Origin of the sequence: Thiohalocapsa halophila, assembly GCF_016583825.1 — a bacterium.
Lineage (GTDB): Bacteria > Pseudomonadota > Gammaproteobacteria > Chromatiales > Chromatiaceae > Thiohalocapsa > Thiohalocapsa halophila.
The window spans coordinates 32,669-58,081 of record NZ_NRRV01000032.1 but is presented as its reverse complement, the minus strand read 5'-3'; the positions used below and the strand labels follow the sequence as shown (position 1 = coordinate 58,081).

20 protein-coding genes are annotated in these 25,413 nt (G+C 69.1%); 3 read left to right on the top strand and 17 right to left on the bottom strand.

Going from position 1 to position 25,413, the window contains the following annotated elements:
* The 6 genes from CKO31_RS14155 to CKO31_RS14130 form a co-directional block, all read right to left on the bottom strand.
* Positions 1-919: DMT family transporter (locus tag CKO31_RS14155; RefSeq protein WP_200238610.1), on the bottom strand; the 919-nt coding region annotated here is incomplete at its 3' end.
* 220 nt (positions 920-1,139) lie between these two features.
* Positions 1,140-1,886, bottom strand: a complete 747-nt coding sequence (gene phbB, locus CKO31_RS14150) for an acetoacetyl-CoA reductase (RefSeq protein WP_200238608.1) — start codon at positions 1,884-1,886, stop codon at positions 1,140-1,142.
* 222 nt (positions 1,887-2,108) lie between these two features.
* Positions 2,109-2,480: a phasin family protein gene (locus CKO31_RS14145; protein WP_200238606.1), complete on the bottom strand. Its 372-nt coding sequence runs from the start codon at positions 2,478-2,480 to the stop codon at positions 2,109-2,111.
* Positions 2,481-2,882: 402 nt separating this feature from the next.
* Positions 2,883-3,653 carry a PqiC family protein gene (locus tag CKO31_RS14140; RefSeq protein WP_242475374.1) on the bottom strand — a complete coding sequence of 257 codons (771 nt, stop codon included), beginning with the start codon at positions 3,651-3,653 and terminating at the stop codon, positions 2,883-2,885.
* Positions 3,653-5,395, bottom strand: coding sequence for a PqiB family protein (locus tag CKO31_RS14135; protein WP_200238604.1), 1,743 nt, complete (start codon positions 5,393-5,395; stop codon positions 3,653-3,655). Before CKO31_RS14135 ends, CKO31_RS14140 begins: the two co-directional genes overlap by 1 nt.
* Positions 5,331-6,638, bottom strand: a complete 1,308-nt coding sequence (locus CKO31_RS14130) for a paraquat-inducible protein A (protein ID WP_200238602.1) — start codon at positions 6,636-6,638, stop codon at positions 5,331-5,333. The genes CKO31_RS14135 and CKO31_RS14130 overlap by 65 nt, the downstream gene beginning before the upstream one ends.
* Positions 6,639-6,758: 120 nt before the next feature.
* On the opposite strand from CKO31_RS14130, the gene hspQ reads away from it, so the two are divergent.
* A complete protein-coding gene (gene hspQ / locus CKO31_RS14125) occupies positions 6,759-7,076 on the top strand; it encodes a heat shock protein HspQ (protein WP_200238600.1) in 318 nt (105 codons plus the stop codon).
* Positions 7,077-7,118: 42 nt separating this feature from the next.
* Here the strand turns inward: hspQ and pabB are convergent, their stop codons facing one another.
* From pabB to CKO31_RS14080, 9 genes are all read right to left on the bottom strand, one after another.
* A complete protein-coding gene (gene pabB / locus CKO31_RS14120; protein ID WP_200238597.1) occupies positions 7,119-8,564 on the bottom strand; it encodes an aminodeoxychorismate synthase component I in 1,446 nt (481 codons plus the stop codon).
* A 186-nt stretch (positions 8,565-8,750) separates the two neighbouring features.
* Entirely contained in the window at positions 8,751-10,217 is a 1,467-nt protein-coding gene (locus CKO31_RS14115) for a glycogen synthase (protein ID WP_200238594.1), read from the bottom strand.
* A gap of 205 nt (positions 10,218-10,422) precedes the next feature.
* The gene (locus CKO31_RS14110; protein WP_200238592.1) at positions 10,423-11,622 is read right to left on the bottom strand and encodes a YML083C domain-containing protein; all 1,200 of its coding nucleotides are present in this window, start codon (positions 11,620-11,622) and stop codon (positions 10,423-10,425) included.
* Positions 11,623-11,661: 39 nt separating this feature from the next.
* Entirely contained in the window at positions 11,662-11,931 is a 270-nt protein-coding gene (locus CKO31_RS14105) for a hypothetical protein (protein WP_200238589.1), read from the bottom strand.
* Positions 11,932-12,108: 177 nt separating this feature from the next.
* On the bottom strand, positions 12,109-13,038 hold the full coding sequence (locus tag CKO31_RS14100; protein WP_200238586.1) for a GHMP family kinase ATP-binding protein: 930 nt from the start codon (positions 13,036-13,038) through the stop codon (positions 12,109-12,111).
* 95 nt (positions 13,039-13,133) lie between these two features.
* On the bottom strand, positions 13,134-15,206 hold the full coding sequence (glgX, locus tag CKO31_RS14095) for a glycogen debranching protein GlgX (RefSeq protein ID WP_200238584.1): 2,073 nt from the start codon (positions 15,204-15,206) through the stop codon (positions 13,134-13,136).
* Between the two features lie 244 nt (positions 15,207-15,450).
* Positions 15,451-16,587, bottom strand: coding sequence for an MFS transporter (locus tag CKO31_RS14090; RefSeq protein ID WP_200238581.1), 1,137 nt, complete (start codon positions 16,585-16,587; stop codon positions 15,451-15,453).
* Positions 16,588-16,795: 208 nt separating this feature from the next.
* Positions 16,796-17,911, bottom strand: coding sequence for a chorismate synthase (gene aroC, locus CKO31_RS14085; RefSeq protein WP_200238578.1), 1,116 nt, complete (start codon positions 17,909-17,911; stop codon positions 16,796-16,798).
* Between the two features lie 95 nt (positions 17,912-18,006).
* Positions 18,007-19,356 carry a TolC family outer membrane protein gene (locus CKO31_RS14080; protein WP_242475377.1) on the bottom strand — a complete coding sequence of 450 codons (1,350 nt, stop codon included), beginning with the start codon at positions 19,354-19,356 and terminating at the stop codon, positions 18,007-18,009.
* A gap of 197 nt (positions 19,357-19,553) precedes the next feature.
* Here CKO31_RS14080 and CKO31_RS14075 point away from each other — a divergent pair, with 197 nt between their 5' ends.
* Both CKO31_RS14075 and CKO31_RS14070 read left to right on the top strand, forming a co-directional pair.
* Entirely contained in the window at positions 19,554-21,362 is a 1,809-nt protein-coding gene (locus tag CKO31_RS14075; RefSeq protein ID WP_200238573.1) for an ABC transporter ATP-binding protein, read from the top strand.
* 305 nt (positions 21,363-21,667) lie between these two features.
* Entirely contained in the window at positions 21,668-22,675 is a 1,008-nt protein-coding gene (locus CKO31_RS14070) for a YheT family hydrolase (RefSeq protein ID WP_200238570.1), read from the top strand.
* Between the two features lie 371 nt (positions 22,676-23,046).
* Here CKO31_RS14070 and CKO31_RS14065 read toward each other — a convergent pair whose 3' ends face one another.
* Entirely contained in the window at positions 23,047-23,793 is a 747-nt protein-coding gene (locus CKO31_RS14065; RefSeq protein ID WP_200238568.1) for a ParA family protein, read from the bottom strand.
* The gene (locus tag CKO31_RS14060) at positions 23,790-25,394 is read right to left on the bottom strand and encodes a CYTH and CHAD domain-containing protein (RefSeq protein WP_200238565.1); all 1,605 of its coding nucleotides are present in this window, start codon (positions 25,392-25,394) and stop codon (positions 23,790-23,792) included. Before CKO31_RS14060 ends, CKO31_RS14065 begins: the two co-directional genes overlap by 4 nt.
* Between the last annotated feature and the right edge of the window lie 19 nt (positions 25,395-25,413).

The window sequence follows — 25,413 nt, the reverse complement described above, 5'->3', positions numbered from 1 at the left end:
GTGTGGGGGCGGGTCGCCGGCCTTCGATCCAGGCGCGCCAGAGCAGGGACCCGATGATCAGCGCCAGGCCGATGAAGGTGGCGGGCAGCAGCGGCTCGCCGAGCACGAGGTGCAGGACCATGAGGGACAGGAAGGGCGCGAGGTACACCAGGTGGCCCAGCCGCGCGGCATTCCTGGCCCGCTGCAGGGCCGTGAGCCAGAGCACGAAGGTGAGGCCCATCTCGAACAGACCGACATAGACCAGTGCCGGCCAGGCGGCGGCGGGCGGCAGCAGGCCGGCCCAGCCGGCGCCGCCGAGCCAGGGGGCGGCGGCGAGCGCCAGCACCAAGCCGGAGACGAAGCCGAGGAAGAGCTTGACCACCGGGTCAGCGCCGTCGCGGGCGCTCCAAAGCCAGAACAGCGCCCAGATCACCGTGCTGCCGAGCGCCAGCAAGATACCGGCGGTGTCGAGCCCGCCGCTGAAGCCGAGCTGGCCGCCGGTGACGATGACCACGGCCCCCAGAAAGCTGACGGCGATGGCCACCGCCTGCGCCCGCGTTAATGGCTGGCGCAGCACCGGCACCGCCAGCACGGCCAGCACCAGCGGCCAGGCATAGTTCAGCGCCATGGCGATCTGCCCGGGCAGTCGGTCGTAGGCCGCGAACAGCACCAGGTAGTACAGAAAGGGGTTCAACGCCCCCAGCGCGAGCCCCCGCAGCAGCGCCGCCCGCGGCAGCGCCCGGAGCTGACCGACACCGCCGCGGCGCAGCAACAGCGCCCCGAGCACCAGCGTCGAGACGACAACGGACCACAGCAGCAGTTGATAGGGCGTCGCCCAGCGCAGCGCGATCTCGAAGGCCGTGGCGGCGGTGCCCCAGAGCAGCACCACGAGCATGGCGAGGATGATGGCTTCCCGGGGTGCCTGGTCGCGGTTGGACATCTGGAGGGACAGCGGCGGCGGACTGCAACGGCGTTGATCGGACCGACAGGATGTCAAAAAAAAGCCCGGCGGGGAGCCGGGCAGAGGAACGTCTCATCAGAGAGAGACGAGGAGGACTCATTGTGAGCGCCGCCGCCTCGGTCAAAGGCGGCGGCACACAGCATAGGCAGTGGAAGGCCCGCCGCGCAGGCGGGCCCGAAGGGACGCCGGCGGCCCGGCGTCAGTGCATGAACAGCCCGCCGTTCACCGGCAGATTCACACCGGTGACATAGCCGTTCTCATCGGCGACCAGGAAGGCCACCGCGCTCGCGATTTCCTCGGGCTTGCCCATGCGGCGCATGGGCACGCCGGCGACGATGGCCTCGCGCACATCATCGCGCATGGCCAGCGTCATGGGCGTTTCCACATAGCCGGGCGAGACGGTGTTCACCGTGATGCCCTTGGCGGCACCTTCCTGCGCCAGGCTCATGGTGAAGCCGTGCATGCCGGCCTTCGCCGTCGCATAGTTGGTCTGACCGAACTGGCCGCGCTGGCCGTTCACGGAGGAGATGTTGATGACGCGGCCGAAGCCGGCCTCCAACATGCACTCCCAGACGTTGCGGGTGACGTTGTAGACGCTGTTCAGATTGACGTCGATAACCACCCGCCAGGCATCCTCTTCCATCTTTTTGAACGTCTTGTCCCGGGTGATGCCGGCGCAATTCACCAGCACGGCCACGGGGCCGTGCTGCGCGCGGACCTCATCGGCCATCCGTTTGCTGTCGTCGAACGAGGATACGTCGCCGGCGATGGTCTCCATGTCGAAGCCCAGGCCGGCTTGGTCGTTCTTCCAGGCCTCGGCGGCCTCTTGCTCCGACGGGTGGTGATTGGCGACGACGCGGAACCCGTCTCGCGCCAAGCGCTGGCAAATGGCGGTGCCGATGCCGCCGATGCCGCCCGTCACCAGTGCAACGCGCGCTGCTGTCATGGCTGCTTCTCGCTGTTGTTGGTCTGTCTGCTCCTGAGGCGTGCCGGCCCCGGGCAAAGGCAAAACCCCGACATCGGAGCCGCTCGGCTCAGCCGGGGTGGGCAAGCCCGAGGCGGCCGCAGCGAGCGTCCCTGCCGCACCCGCCGCGCCGGTTGCCGGCGGTAGACCGGCGCTCCGACCTGTATCCAGGCCGGGGGCCGTGCCGGCGCGCGGGCTGCTCCTTCAGGCGGTGACGGCGTTACGAACAGCGGTGCTGCCGTCCTTGACGTCGGCCATGGCCGCATCGAGCCAGCCGCGGTAGTCGTCGCGAATCTCGCCGGCCAGGGCCATGTTGGTCTTGGACTCGCCCATGAGCTTCTCGCTCATCTCGCGGGCCATGTCGACCTGTCCCTTGTAGAGCTCGCTGTAGCCCTTGGCCTCGGTGGCCAGCTTCATCATGCGTACGCCCTGCTCCATGAACAGATTCATGACGTCCATCTGGCGGCTGGCCATCTTCTCGGCGACTTTGAGGTTCAGCTCGCCCAGGGCGTTGATGCGGTCGACGTTCTGGTCGGTAAGATCGTTGTAGGTCTTCATGACGTCTTGGCTGCTCATTCTGGTACTCCGGTAACTTGGTGGCTCAAGGGCCGAGGGTGGCTGGTCGACTGCATGTTTGCCGCCGGTACCCCCGCGGCCCGGGTTGCTGCGGTGCAGCAATTGTTGCACTGCACAATAGTCGTCGCACGCGGGGTTGTCAAGGCCGGCCAGGCGGCGGGGGTTGCGGATGAGATGCCCGTCCGGGTCGATCAGAAACAGATAGCTGCGGTCGACGCCGGCGAAGATGCCGATGGACGCTAGGGTCTCATCGATGCCCGCATCGAGCCGGTGCTCACCTCTGGGCCGTGGGCGGCGCCCCACCGGCGGGCGACAGAGGTGCGGCCAGCGTTCCCCCCAGCGTTCCCCAGGGGGCGCCGCGCCCATGCCCGGGCCGCGGCGCGCCGGCCCCGCGCGCGGGCGTCAGCGCCGCGGCTGCGCGGCTGAGCTGACGGCGGCGTCAGCGGCGGGGGGCTGGGGCTCGGGCAGGCCGCCGAGCACCTCCGCCACATCGCGGCTGAAATCGCCGAGGCATTCGCTCAGCGCCGCCACCACTGCGGCGTAGCGGATATCGGCGGTGGCTCGGTCATCGCCTCCGCCGACGCGGTAGGGGCAACGATAGACATTCTCGCGGGCGGCGAAAGTCCGGCGCTGGCGGTCGTCGGTCACCGACCAGCGCACCCGCAGCACGGCGTTGCCGTCGGCGGCCCCCTCGAAGGCCAGCACCTGCGCCAGCACCCGATAGTCCAGCGGCATGCGGGACTCCGACGGAAACAGTGCAACGCGGGAGCCGCCGAGCAGATAGGCCAGATTCTCGCCCCAGACGCGCAGGAAGTCGTCCTGCACGGTGCCGCCCCAGCGGTGGAACTCGTCCACCACCAGGCGGTTGGCGCCGTCCCGGGTGACGATCTGCGGGCGGTCCAGGAATTGCGGGAAGGTGACGGGGCCGAGCCCGACGGCGATGCTGCCCGCGCCCAGGTCGCCGGCACGCCCCGCTGCCTGCGGCAGCGGAGTCAGCGTGTAGAAGGACGACGGCGGCGTCGTCGCACAGCCGGCCAGCAAGAGCATCGCAGTGAATGCCAGGGACCAGCGCAGAAACCGGCGACGCCTGCCGCCCGCCAAGCCATGCGCCGATCCGTCCGCCTCGGACCGATCAAGCCGGCCGGTGAGACCTTTCAACCGCAGCACCAACATCAGCGTCCGCCTCCTTTGCCCTGGATGAGGGCCTCGGGATGTCGTTCCAGATAATCCGCCATCACGCGCAGCGACCGGGCCGCCGCGCTCACCTCGCGCATTGTACGCACTGCCTCCACCGACATTGGCGCATCCGGACCGATCAGCTCATTGGTGTTGTTCAGGGTGCGGCTGGCGTCTTCCAAGGTCCCTTGCAGGCTGCCGAGGACGGCGTCCAGCTTTGGCGCCAGCTCGCTGTTCAGCTGCGCCGTCACGCCCCGGGCCTCGCTCAATACAGCGCTCAGCTCGTCGACGGCGGTGCGCAGCTCGGCGGAGCCCAGCAGCTCGCGTGCATCCCCCACGGCCGCCTGCAGGTCCTCGCCGATGCCCTCGATGGGCAGGGCATTCACTTTGTCAAGGAGGGCGGTGATCTTGTTGGTGGCCGCTTCCAAGGGCGTCGGCAGTGTCGGCACCACCGAGTAGCCCTGGCGCTGGGTGAGCTTGGCCGGTGCCGCATCCGAGTGGAAGTCGAGCTCGATGTACAGCGCGCCCGTGAGCAGGTTGCCGGTTTTGAGCTGGGCGCGCAGACCGCGCTGCACCAACTGACGCAGCACGCGCGCGTCTTTTTGGTCGTCTGCCGACTGCGGCTCCGGGAAGCCAATGCGCTCCGGCTCGACCTCCACCAGCACCGGGATCCGGAAATCCAGCTGCTGCTTGTCGAAATCGAGCTCGATGTCCATCACTTGACCGATCCGGATGCCGCGCAGGGACACGGGCGCCCCCACGTTGAGCCCGCGCACCGAGCCGTTGAAGATCATCAGATACCGCTCCTTATGCAGGTACACCTGCTTGTTGGCAGCGCTGCGATTGGCATAGAGCGGGAAAAACTGATCCGCCGGCGCGACGGTGTCCGTGGCCTCCAGATCCGCCGGTGTGTCGAAAGCGACGCCGCCCACCAACACCGACACCAGCGACTGGGTGTCCAGTCTGACGCCGTTGGCGCTGAGCTCGAGATCGATGCCGCTGGCATTCCAAAAGCGCGTATTGGTGTGCACCAGCTTGTCATGCGGGCTGTTGATGAAGACATCGACGGTGACGGCCCCGCCGTCGTCGTCCAGCGTGTAGTCGATGACCTGCCCCACCTGGATGCGCCGGTAATAGACGGGGGTGCCCGGATTCAGTGAGCCCAGGGTATCCGCGCGCAGCCGAAAACGCCGCCCCGGTGCGTCGGTGGTGATCACCGGCGGCCTCGCGAGCCCCTGGAAGTGCCGGCTCTGCTTGCGGCTGCTGCCGGGATCCAAGGCGACGAAGGCCCCCGACAGCAGTGTCTCCAGCCCGCTGACCTGGCTTGCGGTGATGCGCGGGCGCGATACCCAGAAACGCGTGTCCTCGGCCAGGAACTCCTCGCTGCCTTGGCGCAGATCCGCGGTGACCGTCACATGGTCCAGATCGGTGCTCACATCGATCCGTGTGACAGTGCCGATGTCCACGTCCTTGTATTTGACCTTGGTCTTGCCGGCATTCAGCCCGGCGGCGTTCTCGAAATCGATGCTGACGCTGGGTCCCTGCTCGGCCAGGGTCTTCACCACCAGCCAGCCACCCACCGCCAGCGCGATGACCGGCAGCAGCCATACCAGGGATGGGCGCCCGCGCCGCACCACCCGCGCCTGCGGCAGTGCGCCGCCGCCGGCATGCCCCTCAGCCGCTGACGGCGTCGGAGGCGACGGGCTTGAGGGGGACTCGGGCCGCTGCGGCTCCGTCATGGTCCTGCTCCAAAGCGTCCCAGATGAGCCTGGGGTCGAACGACATGGCCGCGAGCATGGTGAGAATCACCACGGCGCAGAAGAACACGGCGCCGGCCCGCGCTTCGATACTGGCGAGATTCCCGAGCCGCACCAGCGCCACCAGGATGGTCACCACATAGACGTCCACCATGGACCAGCGGCCGATGGCCTCGGTGACGCGGTAGAGCTTGGTGCGCTCCCGCGGGCGCCAGTGCGAGCCGAGCTGCACCGACACCAGCAGGAACATCAGGCTCAACAGCTTCAGCAGCGGCACGAAGATGCTCGCGGTGAAGACAATGATCGCCAGCGGCCACATCCCATGATGCAGCAAAAAGAGCACACCGCTGAGAATGGTGTCCGCCTGGGTCTGGCCCAGGGAGGTGACGGACATCACCGGATACAGATTGGCCGGCAGGTAGAGCACGGCTGCGGCGATCACCAGCGCCCAGGTGCGCTGCAGACTCTGCGGCTTGCGCCGGTGCAGCACGTCGGTGCAGCGCGGGCAGCGCGCGCGCCCGCGGGCGTCCACGTCCGCGGCCGCCGCGGGCACTACCAGCTCGCAGACATCACAGCCGATGGCCGCCTCGCCCGGCGCCGGCGGGCGGCGCACCTGCGGCCGCAGCGGCACTCGCTCCCAGACGGCGTCCGGGTCCAGCGCCGCCTGCGCCGCTGCCAGCACGAAGATCAAGGCCACGAAGGCGAACAGCGACAGCCCCGGCAAGATGTTGGCCATGTCGGTCAGCTTCACCACCGACACCAGGATGCCGATCATGAACACATCCATCATCCCCCAGGGCACCAGGCGCTTGAACCAGCGAAACAGGGTCGGGAAGCCCGGCGGCAGCCGCCCGCCCCATTTGAGCGGCGCCAGCACCAGCAGCAGCAGCACCAGCTGCAGCCCCGGGGCCAGGATGCTGGTGAAGAACACCACCGCGGCCACCTCGCCCTTGCCCTGGGCGGCGAGGTCTCGCACACCCGTCATCAAGGTGGTCTCGGTGATTTGTCCCTGCATCTCGAAGGACAGGAACGGAAAGGCATTGGCGATGGCGAACAGCACCAGGCCCGTGATGGTGAGCGCCAGGGTGCGGTCGATGCTGTTGGGGCGGTCTCGGTGCAGGGTGTGGCCGCAGCGCGCGCAGCGGGACGAACCGCCCGGCGGCAGCGGCGGACTCTGCTGCAGCAGATCGCACTCGGGGCAGAGGGTCAGGGCGCCTGCGGACATGGGCGTGAAGTATACCCGCGCTGCGGCCGGGCGTTGCCCGGCGACAATCTCATGACCCGAGCGGCATGCTGTTGGTATCGTTTGCGCTTGTCATCCCGCGACGCCTAAGAGGAGCCCACAATGACCACCACCGCCGCCCGCTTCCACATCGGCCAGCTCGTGCACCATCGCCTGTTCGATTACCGCGGTGTCATCGTCGACGTGGACCCGGCATTCAGCGGCAGCGATGACTGGTACGACCAGGTGGCCAAATCCCGACCGCCCAAGGACCAGCCCTGGTACCGGGTGCTTGTGGACGGCGCCGAGCACGAGACCTATGTCGCCGAGCGCAACCTGGAGGACGACACCAGCGGCCAGCCCATCCGCCACCCGATGCTCGGCGAGCTCTTCGGCGATCTCGAAGGCGGGCGGTATCAGCCGCGGGCCTTGCGCAACTGACACGGATGCAGCGTGCCTGCGCCGCCTGCAGGCGCCCGGGCATCAGCGAGCGCCGTGGGTTCGTAGGCGCTCTGCAGCCGCGCCGAGCACGGCATGCGCATCGGCGCCGAGCTCGGCCGCCAACGTCAATAGCGCCCGCGCCTTGAGCCCGATCTCGGCCCATTCGGCATCGCACTCGGAGTCCGCCACCAGGCCGCCGCCGGCACGGAAATCGAGGCGGCCGTTGGCGATGCTGGCCGTGCGAATGGCAATGTTGGTGTCCATGGCGCCGTCGTAGCCGATGTAGCCGATGCTGCCGCAATAGACGCCGCGGGGCGCGCCTTCGAGCTCGTCGATGATCTGCATGGCGCGAATCTTCGGCGCGCCGGTGATGGAGCCGCCCGGGAAGCAGGCCCGCAGCAGCGAGGCCGCATCCGCATCCGTGCGCAGGCGCGCGGTGACGCTGCTAACGAGATGATGCACGCCGGCGTAGGACTCCACGGCAAAGAGCTCCGGCACCCGCACGCTGCCGGTCTCGCAGCAGCGTCCCAGGTCGTTGCGCAGCAGGTCCACGATCATCAGGTTCTCGGCCCGGTCCTTCGCGCTCGCCGCAAGCCCTGTCGCCAGCGCCCGGTCGCGCGCCGCCGATGGGGCGCGCGGCGCCGTGCCCTTGATGGGGCGGGTCTCCACCCGTCCGTCGCGCAGCGCCAGGAAGCGCTCCGGGGAGGCCGAGAGCACCTGCATGCCCGGCGTGCTCAGATAGGCGGCGAAGGGCGCCGGGTTGAGCTGCCGCAGCCGGGCATAGGCCGCCCAAGGGTCGCCGGCCACCGGCGCCGACCAGCGCCGCGCCAGATTCACCTGGTAGCAGTCACCGGCATGGATGTAGTCCTGCACCGCGGCGAAGCGCCGGCGGTACGCCGCCTGATCCATATCGCTCCACAGCGGGCCGGTCACACGGAGCCCCCGCACCGCCGCAGCCGGTCCGGCCGCCGGGGCTCGGGCCTCGGCCAGGCGCCGCAGACGCTGGCGCCGCGGGTCGGCGGTGTCGCCGCGGCCCACCAGCCAGCTCGCTTGCGCATGGTGGTCCACCACGAGTGCCCAGTCGTAGATGCCCACCGCCAGCTGCGGCGCACCCGGCGCCAGCGGGCTCGCGAGCCCGAGCCGCTCGAAGCGCCGCGCCAAGTCGTAGCCGAGCCAGCCGATGGCACCGCCGACGAAGGGCAATCCCCGGGCCGCCGGCCGTGCCCGCGGCCCGAGGGCCTCGCGCAGCAACGCCAGGGGGTCCTCGTGGCGATGCCGCAGCCTGTTGCCGGCGCGGACCTCGGTGGCCGCACCCGTGGTGCGCAGCGTCACCCGCGGTGCCAGCGCCACGATATCCCAGCGCCCGCCTGCGGCACGCCCGGCGTTGCTGTCCAGGAAGACCGCCCAGGGCTCCGCGGCCACGGCGGCGAACAGTGCCGCGGTGTCAGCGCGATAGGCCAGCGGCTCGATGTGGATGGGGTCGGTCATGGAATCGGAGAGCGGGGCTGCGGCTCGCATTCCCGTGCCGGGTGGAGCCGCGGCCCGGACTGCGCCAGCGCGGCCGCGCAGCAAAGGGCGCGTCGGGAGCAGATCCGCCGGCGGAGCCCGAGCCGGGGCGGGCATGGGCACCAGCAGGCAACGGGACCTCCCGAGCCCGATGTCGCCTGCGCGCGCTCAGGTGCGGATGTGATTGTAGATATCGAGGTAGTGCTGCGCGGGCCCGTTCCAAGAGTGGTCCTGGCGCATGCCGTTGACCCGCAGCTGGCGGAAGTACTCCGGATAACGCTTCCACAGCCCGATGGCCCGGCCCAGGGCGGACTCCAGCCCGGCATAGGTGAAGTCGTCGAAGACGTAGCCGTTGCGCTCCTCGAACGGCCGGTCCGAGTAGTTGGCGTCGAACACCGTATCCGCGAGCCCGCCGACCCGCCGTGCGATGGGCACGCAGCCGTATTGCATGGCGATCATCTGGGTGAGTCCGCAGGGCTCGTAGACGCTCGGGATCAGGATCATGTCCGCGCCGGCGTAGATCAGGTGCGCAAGGTCCTCGTCGTAGCCGAGCTCCAGATGGCAGTCGGGGCTCGCATCCGTTTCGTCCTTGATGCGCTGGAAATCGGCGTTCACCTCCGGTGACGACGCGCTGCCGAGCAGCACGAACTGGCAGCCCTGCTCCAGGGCGTAGTAGATGCCGTGGCGGATCAGCTCCACGCCCTTTTGCCGATCCAGGCGGGTCACCACCGCCACCAGGGGCTTGAAGTCGTCGGCGAGCCCGGTGCGCGCCCGCAGCGCCGTCTTGCTCTTTGCCTTCTCCGGCAGGGTCTCCGGTCCGTAGCGCACCGGCAGATGGGTATCGCGCTGCGGGCTCCAGGTGTCGTAGTCGATGCCGTTCAGCACGCCGCCGAACTTGTGGTCATGGACTTGCAGCACGTCCTGCAGGCCCATGCCCTGCTCCGTGTGCTGGATCTCCCAGGCATAGCGCGGAGACACCGTGGTGACGAAGTTGGAGAAGACGATTCCGCCTTTCATCAGGTTCACCGCACCCGGATTGCCGGGGTCGCGCAGGCGCTCCGGTGCCATCAGGCGGTCGGCGTCCAGGCCGTTCATGTGCAGCACATGGGGGCCGGTCCAGCCCTGGTGACCCACGTTGTGCAGCGAATAACAGACGCGGGTGCGATCCATGCCGAGCCCGGCGTAGATCTCGTACAGCAGCACCGGCATGAGTCCGGTGTGCCAGTCGTTGCAGTGGATGATGTCCGGGTGCTTGCCGGACTTGTACAAGAGCTCCATCACCGCCCGCGAGAAGAACGCAAAGCGGTCCGGGTCGTCCGCGTCGCCGTAGATCTTGCCGCGATTGAAGAAGCCGTGCTCGGAGTGGGCATCGATGAAGAAGCACTTGATGCCGTCCACCTCGCCGTATTCCACATCGCAGTGGATGGCCCGGTCGTAGAAGGGCACCCAGAGGTCGCCATGGACCTTGTGCAGGTCTTCGATGCGATCGAAGCGCAGGCTGTCGTACTTGGGCAGCACGAGCTCCACGGCATTGCCGCGACTGGCCAGCTCCCGGCAAAGGCCGTGCACGAAGTCCCCGAGGCCCCCGGCCTTGGCGACGGGTGCGCATTCTGGGCTGGCCATGACGATGAACATACGGCGGTCCTTGGCTGGCGCCGGCGGCCGGCCCGCGGCGCGGCCCGCCCGGTTGAGGGTCGCCTTGGGGTCCGGCCGTGTCGGCGGCGGGCGGGTGATTGGTGGCCGGGATCAACGCCGGATTATACGCGCCGTACCGGCGGCTCTGCCGAAGTCTGCGCCGCCGACCTGTCCTACTCAAACCCGGCTCACCACATCAGGGCGCTCAGCCGGCCCCGTCGTCGCGCTGCTCCACCGGCAGCTGCGGCAGTGTCGCAAGCACGCGGCGGATGAGCTGGTGATCGCGAATGGGAATGTGGAGCACGAAGCGCCCGCCGGGCCCGACGCGATAGGGATGCCCCCCCAAATCGAGCAGGCTGTTCGGCGGCGCGCTGCCGTGCACCACAAGGGCTGCGCTCAGGGTCGCGCCGTCTGCCTGGGGGCGCAGCGGGCCGCTGCCCGCCGCCGGCGACGGCGCTGAGAAGGTCTGCGCCGACGGCCCCGGTGACGGCTGCCGGGGCGCCAGCCGCGGCACCACGCCGCCGGGCGGCGGCTCCTGGCCGCGCCCCGCCCCCGGCGGAGCGGACAGGTCTCGGGCCTGCCCACCGGCAGCGAGGTTCGGGTCGCTGCGCCGGGCGAAAGCGGGCTCGCCAGCCGCTCGGTCGAGGCCGTCCTGCGCCGCGGCCACCCCGGCGAGCTTACCCGGCTCGGCGCCGCCCTCGGCCGCCCTGTCTGGCTGGGTCGACACCGCCCGCGCCTGCTCGGAAAGGGGCTGGGGCTGGGGCCCGGAAAGGGGCTCGGACAGGTGCGGCTCCACCAGCGGGAACTCGGGCGCCAGCTGCACAGGCGCCGGCGCATCCGTCTCCCTCCCGGCTGCGGCGGGGCCGGCCGACGCATGGGCCGCGGTGGATGCGGTCTCGTCAACAGGCCCGGCGATAGCGGCCGGCGCTGGGGTTGGATGCAGGAAGTCCACCCCAATCGGCGCCGCCGCGCGCAATTCATTGGAGCGGGCAATCAGCAGCCAGCCGCCGTCGGCGCTGGCGAGCCCGATCTCCGCCTGCAAGAGCCCAGCGGCATCGGCGTTGTCGTAGTGGGCGTGCCCGTGCTCGGCGGCGGCATCGTCGCCGCCGAGATCCGTGTACGCCAGCAGACGGTCATCGCCCGTCGTGCCGATCCGGTGCAGCCTGAGCATCGGGCGCGCCTCGGTGCCGCGGAAGCCGGCGCGGGCATAGGCAATGTCGGCGGGCTCGATCTGCCAGCGCAGGTCGACGCCGCCGCCATCGGTCGGATAGAGCACCATTTGCGTGCCGACGGCCGTGTCCGGGAACTCGCCGCCCGTGATGCGGCCGGGATCGGCCAGCGTCGGGTCCGACCCTATCGTCGCCGATGCCTCGGACGGCTTGCCGCCGGCTTGCGCGTCATCCATGGCGGCGTCCGCGGCGACGGAGGAAGCAGCCGCACACAATCAGCGCCGACTCCCTAGGCCCGGGTCTTGCGCGCCCTCGGCGGCGGCCTCCCCAGCCGCGCCGCCCGCCTCCAGGGCGCCGATGATGGCGTCGGCGGCGTCCGTGAGCGCCGCCAGCCTCGGCAGCCAGTCCTCGCCGACGTGTAGATGCCCCACGTCCGCGTATTGCTGCGCATAACGGGGCGGGCGCCCGTAGCAACGGATGATCTGCTCCGCCTCCCGGACGTTGGCCTCCATCAGCAGGGCCAGGTTGCCCGGCGGCTGATGCATGTGTAAGCCCAGGGCGTGAGAAATGTTCGTCGCGAGCATCACGGCGCCCGATCTTAGGGGTACAAACCCGGAATTGTGCCCGATCTGGCAGGGAATTGGCGAATTGGCCCAGGCACGGCCGCCGCCGGCGCGGCGCGTCGATCGGGCAAGGCGTCCCTGTTTGCCCGCTGATTGGCTTCAGGCCGGCAGCCGCAGCGTGCGGGCATGGAAGGTGGTGCCCAGATGCGCCACCGCCGCGGCGAGGCGCTCCAGCGTGGCATCGTCGGCGTCGCCGGGCAACAAGAGGCCGCCGCAAGTGCCGCTGTGGGTACCCAGCAGGCCGAGCACGTCCATGGCATCGGCCCAGGCCAGCAAGCGCCCGAGGAAGGTATTGCCGGTGCGCTGGACGTGCAGCGCCGTCGAGCGCGTAGCACAGCGGGCAATGGCCGCATCGTCGCGGGCCGCGAAGGCGGCCGCCGCCTCCTGATAGAGCGCGTCGTAGGCGCACAGCAGCTCGGGGCGGAATGTCAGGCCCGCGTTGTAGGTCTGGGTACAGACCCGGCCGCCGGCGTCTACCGCCAGGATGCGATAGTCCGGGGTGTAGCCAAAATGCGCCAACAAATGCCCGCGGCGGTGGTTGTAGGCGACGCTGGTGGGATAGTGCAGCGCGTCGTGCGGCTCGATGCGGGAGAACAAGCGCGAGATGCAGCGCTCGCTCAGCGCGACACCGAACAGCGCCTGGCAGCCCCGCAGCACGGCGAGCATGTCCGCGGTGCTGGAGCTGAGCCCTTTGCCGATGGGGATCTGGCGCGTCAATCGGATACGCAGCCGCACGCCGGTCTCCAGGCCCAGCAGCCGCAGCAGCACCTCGGCGATGCGCCGCGCCTTGACCAGCTCCGCGTCGACCCGCGACGGCCCGTCGCAGGCAGACCAGTGCACCCGACAATGGCTCCAGAGATCCACCGGCATGGTGATCAGAAAATCCTCGCCATCGCGGCGGCGTCCCTGGACAACCTCGCCGAAGCTGGCGAAGGACCGGCCCGCGCGCTGAGATCCGATCGCCGCACGGCGCACGGCGGCGGCAGCCGCCGGGCTGCCGCATGCCGGGTACGGCGGCTGGAGGCTCACGCCGGCAAGCATCGGCTCAGCCCGCGGCCTCGGCGCGTGTCAGGTCGTCGGTAATCACCAGCCTCGGTTTGTCGTCGCCGGCCCAGCGTGCCGGATCAAGGGGCGCTGCGCCCCTCGAGCACCAGCACGCTGTGGGCGCCCAGGCGCCAGCGTCGGGCGGCAATACTGCGCTGCACAGCGGGCTCGAGCAGGTCCCGCGGCGGCGGTGCGCCGGTGTCCACGGCGATGGCCCATGGCCGCTTGTCCGGCGCCCGCGGCAACAGGCAGGTTCTCGATTTGGCACCGAAGTTCATCAGCACATGCAGCGGCGGCTCACCCGTGGCACGGCCTACGAGGGTGAAGGCCAGCTCGCGGCAGCTCGGCGCGTCCCAAGCGGGCGGGCCGCCGTCCAGGGCCTGCCAGGTAATGTCCGCCGCGGTGAGAAAATGCCGCCGACGCAGGCTGCGGTGGCGCTTGCGAAGGGCAATGAGCCCCGCCGTGAAGCGCACCATGTCGGCGTTGGTCTCGGCGAGGGTCCAATCGAGCCAGCCCGTGGGGTTGTCCTGACACCAAGTGTTGTTGTTGCCGCCCGCCGAGCGCAGGAGCTCGTCGCCTGCCGTGAGCATCGGGATGCCTTGGCTCAGCATCAGCACAGTCAGGAAGTTCTTCGCCTGGCGGCGGCGCAGGGCGAGGATGTCGCGGTCGTCCGTCGCCCCCTCGACCCCGCAGCTCCAGCTCAGGTTGTGGTCGCAGCCATCGCGATTACCCTCCTGATTGGCCGCGTTGTGCTTGTGGTCGTGGCTCACCAGATCGGCCAGCGTGAAGCCGTCGTGGCAGGTGACGAAGTTGATGCTGTTGATGGGGTGGCGCAGGTTGCCCTCGTAGAGATCGCTGCTGCCGGCGATGCGGGTCGCCAGCTCCGCCACCTGACCCGGGTCGCCGCGCACGGCGGCCCTGAGGCTGTCCCGATAGCGGCCGTTCCACTCCATCCAGCGGTAGCCCGGGAAGCTGCCGACGTGGTAGAGCCCAGCAGCGTCCCAGGCCTCGGCGATGATCTTGCTGCCGGCCAGCACGTCGGAGAGCTCGATGCCCCAGAGCACCGGCGGGTGCTCCATGGGCTCGCCCTGGGGGTCGCGCGCCAGGGCGCTGGCCAGGTCGAAGCGGAAGCCGTCCACGTGCATCTCCCGCACCCAGTACTCCAGGCAATCGATGATGTAGCGGGCGACGAAGGGATGATTGGCGTTGACGGTGTTGCCGCATCCGGTGAAGTCCAGGTAACGGCTGCGGTCGGTGGCGTCCAGCATATAGAAGGTCTCGTTGCCGAGCCCTTTGAAGTGAATCGCCGGACCGCCCTGGCCGCCCTCGGCGGTGTGGTTGAACACCACATCCAGCAGCACGCCGATACCGGCGCGGTGCAGGGCCTTGACCATGTCCCGGAATTCGCGCCGGTGCTCCGTCGGGTCGCCGGTGCAGAAGTCCGGGTGCGGCGCAAAGAACCCGTGGGTGCTGTAGCCCCAGAAGTTGCTGAGCCCCGCCTCGCCGGTCGCGGGCGGGACATCCTGGGGATCGAAGGCCATCACCGGCATCAGCTCCACGTGGGTGATGCCGAGGCGTTTTAAGTGGTCGATCTTCTCCACCACGCCGGCGAAGCTGCCCGGATGCGCAACACCCGCACTCGGGTGACGGGTAAAGCCGCCGACGTGTAGCTCGTAGATGACCATCTCCTGCGACGGCATCGGCAGCGGCTCATCGCCCTCCCAGTCGTAGGGGTCCGCCAGTACCACGCCGCGGATGCTGTCGCCGAGCCTCGGCCCTTCGCCGCAGCGCCTGGCACGATCCCAGTGGCGCGTATCCAGCGCCCGCGCCCAGGGGTCCAGCAGCTCCACCCGCGCGTCGTAGCGCCAGCCGTGGCCCTTGGGGTCCCAGGGCCCGTCCAGGCGCCAGGCGTAGCGGGTGCCGGGCGGCAGGTCCACCACCTCCACATGCCAGCTGAAGAAGCTGCGGTTCACCGCCGGGTCCAGCTCGAGCGTCTGGATCGGGGCCTCGGCCCCCGGCTCATAGAGCAACAGCATCGCGCCGGTGGCATGCCGGCTGTAGAGGGAAAAGTTGATGCCCTCGTCGCTGATGCTCGCCCCGGGCGGATAACGGCGGCCGGGACGGACGGGATAGGTCTGGGACATGGCGGGCATGGGCTCGGCTCGGAGACAACTGCACCCCGCCGAGCAGGGCGGCGCCGAAGGTGTCCCGGCGCGGGCGGCATTGTAGCGATCGGCCGGAGCCCGAGCAGCAGGGCGCTCCGCTTCGGCGGCACGGGCCCGCGGGCGGGCACAGCGCCTGTGCCGTGACCGACGCGGTCGCTCCTCGCCGGAGGCGTTGCCGATGGGCCCGCCAACCGATAGGCTCGCGGCCACGTCGGCGCGGCTGGCAGCGGCGTCAGTACCGCGCCTGCCGATCCACCCGCAGCCCGGCGAGGAAGCCCGCCCCAGCGAGCAGAGAGGCTACGGCGAAGGTTGCCATGGCCCCCGCGCTATCCCACAGCGATCCGGCGATCAAACTGCCGGCGGCGCCGCCGACACCGAAGCCGACACTGTTGTAGAGCGCCTGGCCGCGGCCTTGAGTGGGCCCCGGAAAATAATGATGCGCCAGGTGGATCGCCGAGGCATGAAAGGCGCCGAAGGTGGCGGCATGCAGGCTCTGCGCGATGAGCTGCACCGCCACCAGCTCCACGAAGGCGCCGATCAGCAGCCACCTCAGCACCGCCAGCGCCAGGCTCGCCAGCAGCAGGCGGCGGGCGCCGAAGCGCACCAACAGCCGGTGCATATTGATGAACACCAGCACCTCGATGGCCACGCCGAGCGCCCAGAGGGCACCGACGGCGGTGTCGCTGTACCCATGAGCCTGCAGGTGGATGGAGTAGAAGGCGTAGTAGGCCCCGTGGCTCGCCTGCATCAGTAGGCACGCGGCGAGAAAGGCCAGGATCTCCGGGCGCGCCAGCAAGGTGCGCAATGACAGGTGCGCTTGCTCGGCCTGCGCCTGGCCGCGATCCGGAATCACCAGGCAGCTCGCCCAAACGCCGATGAAGAGCGCCAGCACCGCCAGCGGCACCACGCCGCTGCCGGCGCGCTCCTGCCACCAGCCGAGCAGCAGCACAGTGACGATGAAGCCGATGCTGCCCCAAACCCGCACGCTGGCATAGCGGCTCGCGCGCGTCCCGAGGTGATTGAAGGTGACGGCCTCCATCAACGGCAGCGGTGCATTCCAGAAAAAACTGAAGACGGCCATGACCGCGGCCATGGCCCAGAAGCCCCCGGCCCAGAACACCGGCAGCAAGCCCAGCACCGCCAGCAGTGCACCCAGGCGCACGCTCGGCATGCGCGCCCCGGCGCGGTCCGCAAGCCAGCCCCAGACGTTCGGCGCGAGGATCTTGGTGCCCATCAGGATCGCCATCAGCGCGCCGATGGCGGTGGGCTCGAAGCCCCGCTCCAGCAGATAGGGCCCCCAATAGGGCACCAGCGCTCCGAGCGCCCCAAAATGGAAGAAGTAGTAGCTGGAGAGCCGCGCGTAGGGCATCGAAAGACTCGGCAGAGGCGACGCGCTGTCGGACCGCTGCCAAAAACGGTGACAGTATATTTAACTAGCCAGGCACCGCCGCGCCGTGTGCACCTGCCGAATCATGCACCGCACCGCGCAAACGACCAACTGCCCAACACCGCTGGGCGTTGCAGCGAGGCTCGCGGGGCTATTCAATATACCGTCCCCGGTTTTAGGGTGTGGCGGGCTAGCCGCGCCCAGACGGGATCGGCGCGAGCGGCGGTGTTACATGGGTGTTCTGACCGCGGTGGCGCAGCAGATGGTCGGCGAGGACGATGGCGAGCATGGCCTCGGCGATGGGCGTGGCGCGGATGCCCACGCAGGGGTCGTGGCGGCCCTTGGTGACCACCTCGGTCGCTGCGCCGTCGAGCCCGACGGTGCGGCCCGGCAGACGGATGCTGCTGGTGGGCTTGAGCGCTAGGCGGGCGACGACGTGCTGGCCGGTGGAGATACCGCCGAGCACGCCGCCGGCACTGTTGGACAGGAAGCCGTCCGGGGTGATCTCGTCACGGTGCTCGGTGCCTTTCTGGGCAACGGCGCCGAAGCCCGCCCCGATTTCCACGCCCTTGACGGCATTGATGCCCATCAGGGCATGGGCGATGTCGGCGTCGAGGCGGTCGAACACCGGCTCGCCGAGCCCAGGCGGAACGCCCTCGGCGATGACCGTGACTTCGGCGCCCACGGAGTCGCCGGACTTGCGCAACGCGTCCATGTAGTCCTCCAGCTCCGGCAGCCGGGAGGCATCGGGGCAGAAGAAGGGATTCTGGTCCACCTGCGCCCAGTCGAAGCCAGCGGCGTCCGGCGCACTGGTGGCGATGGGCCCGAGCCTGGACAGAAAGCCGCGCACGCGCACACCGGCGAGCGCGCGCAGACAGACCTTGGCGATGCCGCCGGCGGCCACCCGCACGGCCGTCTCTCGCGCAGAGGAGCGCCCGCCGCCGCGGTAGTCGCGGAAGCCGTACTTCATGGCGTAGGTGTAGTCCGCGTGGCCGGGGCGGAACTTGGCGGCGATCTCCGAGTAGTCCTTGGAGCGCTGGTCCTGATTCTCGATCAGCAGGCCGATGGGCGCGCCGGTGGTGCGGCCCTCGAAGACACCGGAGAGGATACGCACGGCATCGGCCTCACGGCGCTGGGTGGTGTGGCGGGACTGCCCCGGGCGGCGGCGATCGAGGTCGTGCTGCAGATCCGCCTCCGCCAGCGCCAGCCCCGGCGGGCAGCCGTCGACGACACCGCCGATGGCGGGCCCGTGGCTTTCGCCGAAGCTGGTGAAGACGAAGGATCTGCCTATCGAGTTACCGGACATCTTGAAGTCTCGAGGATCGAGGGACGAGTTGCGAGGGGGGACAGCGACGCGCTATGCCGGGCGCTGCTCGCTACTCGCGCCTCGATACTCGCCACTCAATTGGCCGGCGGCGGCACCACGTCGGCTTCGGTGAGCCACTCGTTGCCCTTGGCCAGCACGTCGCGCGTCAAGGTGCTGGTGGCCTGGTGCAGACGGACACCGTTGATGATGTAGTCGTAGCGCGCGGCGAAGTAGTCGAACCGTGCCTCGAACAATGCCCGGGTGGCATTGAGGACATCCACCTGGGTGCGGGTGCCCACCTCCAGGCCGGCTTCGGTGGACTCGAGCGAGCTCTGGGCGGAGACGATGGCCGCCTGCCGGGCGCGCACGTCACTGATGCTGGACAGCACGCCCCGGAAGGCGTCTTTCACTTGGTTGATGACCGCCCGGCGCTGCTGATCGAGCCGGTCCTGGGCGGCGCGGAACTGATGCCCCGCCTGGCGCGTGCGCGAGGCCACCGCGCCGCCCTGATAGATGGGCACGTTGACGCTGAGCCCCACGAAGCCCGTGTCCGTGTCGGTGTTGAATTGGGCACCGGAGCGGTTGACGTCGTAGCCCGCCTGCAGGTCGACGCTCGGGTAGTAGCCGGAGCGCTCGATCTCGATGTCCTTGCGCGCGGCCTCCGCCGCCTCTTTGGCGGCGATGATGGCATAGTTGTTGGCGAGCGCCGTTTCCGCCCAGACGTTGATGTCGTTGGGCGACGGCGGCGCCAAGGGCAGTCGGTCGCCGAGCCGCGCCAGGGGCATCGACACCGGGCCGATGATACGGCGCAGGGCCTCCCAGGCGTTGTTCAGCCCGTTCTCGGCCGTGATGAGCTGCGCCCGTGAGCGGTCGAAAGCCGCCTGGCTGTCGTTGACGTCGGTGATGGCCACCAGGCCCACCTCGAAGCGCTGCTTGGACTGCTCCAGCTGGCGCTCGTCGGCGGCCACCAGGGCCTCACGCACGCGCACCAGGTCGGCTGCCTCCAGCACCGCGAAATAGGCCTCCGTGGTGCGTACCATGAGGTCGATCTGGGCGTTGCGGTACTCGGCCTCGGCCTGGGCGATGGTGTCGTCCGCCTGGTCCAGCCGGATCCAATCGGCGCGGTTGTAGACCGACTGGTTCACCACGGCGGAGGCGCGCTGGGTGTCGAAGCTGTCGCTGCGGCTGAAGCTGCCGGTGATGCCCGTGCCCGAGGAATCGACGCTCTGATATTCCACCTCGCCGTTGAGCCCGAAGTTGGGCAGGAGCAGGGCCCGGGCCTGGGGCTTGACCTCGCGCGTGGCAAAGAGCGTCTGCTCGGCCTCGCGCAGACCCGGGTCGCTGTCCACCGCGAGATCGTAGACGGCGAGCAGGTCTTCGGCGGGACTGGCGAAGGGCATCAGCGCGATGACGCAGGCGGCGAGCAACGGCGCCGGTCGGTGCATGATCATAGTCTCTCGCAGGGCAGGATGGCGTGGGATGGGGGCACCACATGCAGAGTATAGGTGACGATGTACCTGCGCCACAAACACCGCATCCGGCCCCGAATGCCCCAACTCAAGGGAAACCATCTTGGGGTCAAGATGCTACCGCCTTCTTCCAAAAAGATCGTCAAGAGGTCAACACCATTCCTGTTGCAGAAATGATCCAAGACGCCGACGCCCCGGAGGCAAGCGGCGGCTACCGCTGGTCGCACGTACTGGCGATGGCGGCGGCGCACAAGCGCGAGCTGGTGCTGGCCAACGTCATCGCCGTCTTGGCCACGCTGGCAGCGGTGCCGGTGCCGCTGCTGATGCCGGTGCTGGTGGACGAGGTACTGCTGGAGCAGCCGGGGCCCGCCGTCGCCTTCATGGACGGGCTGTTCCCGGCCGCGTGGCACGGGCCCGTGCTCTATGTACTGGCGGTGCTGGGGGCGTCCGTTGCGCTGCGCGCGCTGGCCCTGGGGCTTGCGGTGCTGCAGAGCCGGCAATTCACCATCATCTCCAAGGACATCGTCTTTCGCGTGCGCAGCGCCCTGCTCCGGCGCCTGCAACGGGTGTCCATGGCGGAGTACGAGACCCTGGGCAGCGGCACCGTGGCCTCGCACCTGGTCACGGACGTGGACGCGGTGGACGACTTCATCGGCAGCGCCGTGGCCAAGCTCATCGTCGCCGTGCTGAGCATCCTGGGCACCGCGGTGGTGCTGCTGTGGATGCACTGGCAGCTCGGCCTGTTCATCCTGCTGCTGAATCCAGTGGTGGTCTACGCCACCCTCGTGTTCGGCCGCCGGGTCAAGGAAATGAAGCGGCGCGAGAACAGCGCCTACGAGGCCTTCACCCAAAGCCTGACCGAGACGCTGGACGCCATCCAGCAGATCCGCGCCGGCAACCGCGAGCGCTTCTTCATCGGCCGCGGCATCGACACCGCCGACGCCATCCGCCGCTGGTCCTGCGCCTTCACCTGGAAGAGCGATGCCGCCAACCGGCTGTCGTTCACGGTGTTCCTGTTCGGCTTCGACCTGTTCCGCGCAGTGAGCATGCTGATGGTGGTGTTCTCGGACCTCACCATCGGCGAGATGCTGGCGGTGTTCGCCTATCTCTGGTTCATGATGGGCCCGGTGCAGGAGGTGCTGAACGTGCAGTACGCCTACCAGGCGGCGGATGCCGCGCTGAAGCGCATCAACCAGCTGCTGGCCCTGCACCGGGAGCCGGACTGGCCCCATGCCGACAATCCCTTCACGGGCAAGCGCGCCGTGTCCGTGGCGGTCTCGAGCCTCACCTTCGCCTATGGCGACGGACCCAAGGTGCTCAATGGCATTTCCTTCGACGTCGCCGCCGGCGAGAAAGTGGCCATCGTCGGGGCCAGCGGCGGCGGCAAGACCACGCTGGTGCAGGTGTTGCTCGGGCTCTACGCACCCAGCGGCGGACAGGTGCGCTTCGACGGCGTGCCGGTGCAGCGCATCGGCATGGACGTGGTGCGCGACAACGTCGCCACGGTGCTCCAGCATCCGGCGCTCTTCAACGACAGCCTGCGCCTCAACCTGACCCAGGGCCGGGACATCCCGGACGCACGGCTGTGGGAGGCCCTGCGCGTGGCCCAGCTCGCCGACGTCGCCGCCGACCTGCCGGACGGGCTGGACACCGCCGTCGGGCGCAACGGCGTGCGCCTCTCCGGCGGACAGCGCCAGCGCCTGGCGGTGGCGCGCATGGTGCTGGCCGACCCCAAGGTGGTCATCCTGGACGAGGCCACCTCGGCGCTGGACACCACCACCGAGGCGCGGCTGCATGCGGCGCTGTCGCGCTTCCTTGCCGGGCGCACGACCCTGATCATCGCCCACCGTTTGAGCGCCGTACGCCAGGCCGATCGCGTGCTGGTACTGGAGCACGGTCGCGTCATCGAAGAGGGCAGCCACGCCGAGCTGATGGACGAAGACGGCGCCTATGCGGCGCTGTATGCGCGCCAGGCCGGATAGCGCGGCGTCCACAGCAACCCGAATCACTGGTGGGCCGATCGAAATCGGCCTCGGTATCCGAGACGCCAGAACAAGAGCAAGAGCAAGAGCAAGAGCAAGAGCAAGAGCAAGAGCCGCCGAGCCCAAATGTCCCAAAAGGCCGCGGCAGCATCCACCAGCAACACCGACGCAACCATGACAAGGTTGATCCTGCCGACAACATTCAACACGACCTTGGCCGACACGGGCTCGGCGATGGCTATGGGCCGAGCCGACCCGCCGGCGAGCTCCCGGCGCCGGGTCCCGCAGCATGCCGAGGGCTATGCATGAGCGCCGACGCCGCCGCCGACACCACCGCCGGCCAGATCGTCCCAAGCGACTTCCGCCCGGCCTGGTGGCTGGCCGGGCCCCATGCGCAGACCCTTTGGGGCAGTCTGGCCCGGCGGGCACCGGCGGTGGACGGCCTGGCGTTGCAGCGCCGGCGTATCGAGCTCGCTGACGGCGACTTCATCGACCTTGCAGTGGGCCCGGGTGACGGGCCCGCGGTGCTCATCATTCACGGGCTCGAGGGCGATCTGCGCTCGCACTACGCCGGCGCGCTGGTGGCGCGGCTCGCCCGTGAGGGCTTCAAGCCAATATTCATGCACCTGCGCGGGGCAGGCGAGACGCCGAACCGGCTGGACCGCTCCTATCACTCCGGCGCCAGCGACGATCTTGCCGAGGTGCTGAGCGTGCTCGCCGCCGACGCCGAGGGCCCCCCGCGGGCCGCCGTCGGCTTCTCCCTGGGCGGCAACCTGCTGCTGAAGTATCTGGGTGAAGGGCGCCGCGAGCACCACCTCGCCCAGGCCATCGCCGTCTCCGTCCCCTTCGTGCTGCGCGACGCCATGCTGCGCCTGGAGCTCGGCTTCTCAAGGGTCTATCGCCGGCACCTGGTGACGCGGCTCAAGCGGACCTTCAAGCGCAAGCTCGAGTCACGCCCCTGGCCAGCCGCCCTCGACCCGGACCTGAAGCTGGATGCGATCCGCGACTTCAACACCTTCGACGACCGTATCACCGCCCCGCTGAACGGCTTCCAAGGCGTCTTCGACTACTACCAGCGCGCCAGCAGCCGGCAGTACCTCCCGAACATCCACACCCCGACGCTCATCATCCAGGCCGCCGACGACCCCTTCCTGTTCGAGGCGAGCCTCCCCTTCGCCCACGAGCTGGGCCCGGGCGTCACCCTGGAGCTGAGCCCCAAAGGCGGCCATGTCGGCTTCATCGCCGGGCGCTGGCCTTGGCGACCAAAGTACTGGCTCGAAGAACGGATCATCCGCGCGCTCCGCGGGACATAACCCCGGCCACCCCCAAAAACGGTGACAGTATACTGAATACAATCCCAGCAACCGGCAGTATTTGGCATCCTGATCACTGTTTTGGGGTAGCGCTGGGCTTGCTCCGGACGAAATCAGGTCACCACAGGGGACGTCGCGTTCGCGGCAAGCGCGGTCGTTGGACGGGAAATCCGGGACGGTATACTGAATATTGAGCCACGAGAAGCATACGATCAGTATACTGTCACCGAAAATATTCGGTGACAGTATACTAAATATGGCGCCGGCACTGCTGCCAAGATACATATACTGTCCCTGCTTTTATGTCGTAACCGCGAGCCGCTTCCCGCCCGGATCCTGTCGCCGAGCCGTCGGGGCGCGACGGCGGATGCTCAAAGCGCCGTGGCGAGCTCGTCCCACAGAGCGCGATAGGCACCGGCGGCAGCATTGGACGGGGCATAGGCCGGCAGCGGCATGCGGTGCAGGCCCATACGCTCCACCTCCGGTGCCAGCGGAATGACGGCCGGCAGGATCTCCGGATGCTCGGCGCTGAGGCGCTCGATGGTCTCGGTGTGCAAGGCGCGCTCGGCGTCCACCATGGAGAAGAAGGGCAGCACCCGCAGCGCACCGAAGCCGTCTTCGGTCTTCAGGAAGTCCAGCAGCTGCGCCAAGGTGCGGGCGGACAGGGTGCTCGGGATCAGCGGCACCAGCAGCGCATCGGCGGCGCGGAAGATGTTCTCGGACATCAACGAGATGCTGGGCGGGCAGTCGAAGAGGACCAGGTCGTATTCCTTCACGAAGGGCTTCAGCAGACGCCGCAGTTGCTCCCCGGGCTTCTTCTTGGCGCCCTCCAGCAGGATGTCCATGTTGCGGTAGGAGAAGTCCGCCGGCAGCAGGTCGAGGCCCTCGAAGTCGGTGCCCTTGATGGCGTCGTCGGGGCTGCGCTTGCCGCGCAGCAGGCCACGGCCGCCGCCCTTGACCCTGGGCTTGATGCGGAAGAAATAGCTCGCCGCGCCCTGGGGGTCCAGGTCCCAGACCAGGGTGCGGTGACCGGCCTCGGCGGCGAGGTAGGCGAGGTTGACGGTGGTGGCGGTCTTGCCGACGCCGCCCTTAATGCTGTAGACCCCGATGATGTTCACGCGCCCGCCTCCGCTGGTGCCGCGCGCCTTTTCTTGGCGGCGAGCAGGCGCTCGAACCCGGCGATGTTATCGGCGCTGTCGAAGCCCGCGAAGATGCGCGCGAACTCCCGGCGCGCGCGCTGCTGACCCTCCAGCATCCGGCTGACGAGGGCGCCCATGGCGAGTAGGGTATCCAGCGGCGCTGCGCCCTCCCGCTGCATGGCTGCCGCTGTCTCGCGCAGGTGCTCGGCCTGCACGGCGAGGTCCTGGAAGCGGCCCAGGTTGTCCAGCAGCACCTTGGTCTGCTTGATGAGCCCCTTGATGTCGTCGGCGGGGTACAGGCTCTGGAAGAACTCCATCAAGTACCTGAGCTTCTTGCAGCTCTTGCGCAGCTCATGGAGGTCCTCCGGCGGCGAGGCGTCGGTGATGGCGCGGCCTTCCTCGCGCACCCGCTTGACCATGCGCCTGATGCGCTTGTCGGCGACGGCCTTGATGGGGGTCTGCGCGTCCGTGGCGCCGTTGCGCTCGGGCGCCTCCAGGAAGGCCCGCCAGTCCCGCAGCAGGGTCTTGAAGCGCTCACCCTCCAGCGCCCGGGCAAGGGCCTGCTGCTCGGCGTCATAGTGGGCGGCGAGCCAGTCCCGCAGCGGATCCAGGTCGTCGCGCAGGCTCGGCGGCAGCTCGGCCTTCAGCTGCGGGAAGTCCAGCAGATAGACATCCAGATCCCGCACCGGCCCCGTGACCTGCTGCAGCCAGGCGAAGCGTGCCTTGAAATCATCCACGACAGCCTGGGGCAGGACGCCCTTGATCTGGCTCAGGGCCGAGCGCGTGCGCCGGGTGGCGACGCGCAGGTCGTGCAGGAACTCCGGGTCCAGATTGCGGCGGGTGCCGTCGATATTCGCCTCGAGCGTGCTCAGCAGGTCCAGCAGGATGGTGCGGGTGGCCGCTTCGGCGGGCTGCGCGGGGTCGAGCCGGTAGTCGAGCTTGGACGAATAGCCGCCGGGCCGGCGCCCGGCGGCAGCGAACGCCTCCAGGTACAAGGGCGCATGGGCGGGCTCCAGGCCCAACACGGTTTTGAGGCGGTGGGCGGCCGTCTCGGTCTCGTGGGTGTAGCCGCGCACGCCGGCGAGGCGCAGGCGCGCCGGCAGGGGCACGGAACTGCGGCCGCCGTCGGCCTCGACCCGCATCTCCTCCAGCCAAATGCGCGCGACAGTCTTGTCATCGTCGTTCAGCACGCGCAGCGTTTGCCGGCTGCCGCTCAGCACCGCCATGGGTAGCAGCCGGCGCACGCCGAGCAGCGGTGCCACACGCTCTTGCACGGGTCCCGGTGGCAGGTCGTCGATCAGGCCGGGCTCCGCTGCCGTCGCCTGGCGCGCCAGGATGGCCCCGTAGTTGCTGAGGTCCTGCCAGAGCAGCTCCCGGTGCTGGTCGGTGACGACCTCTTCCAGCGCTGCCCCTGCCCGGTACAGGCTCCACTCGAAGCTGTCGAAGAAGCGCCGGCGCAGCCTGACAGGGGGCTCCGGCTCGCAGCGCAGGTGGGCGCGGATGGCGGCGGCGGCCGCGTCCGTGTCCTGCGCCGCGCCGGCTGCGCCGGGCAGCAAGTAGTCCATGGCCAAGAGATTCATCGCGTGCGGCTCATCGAGT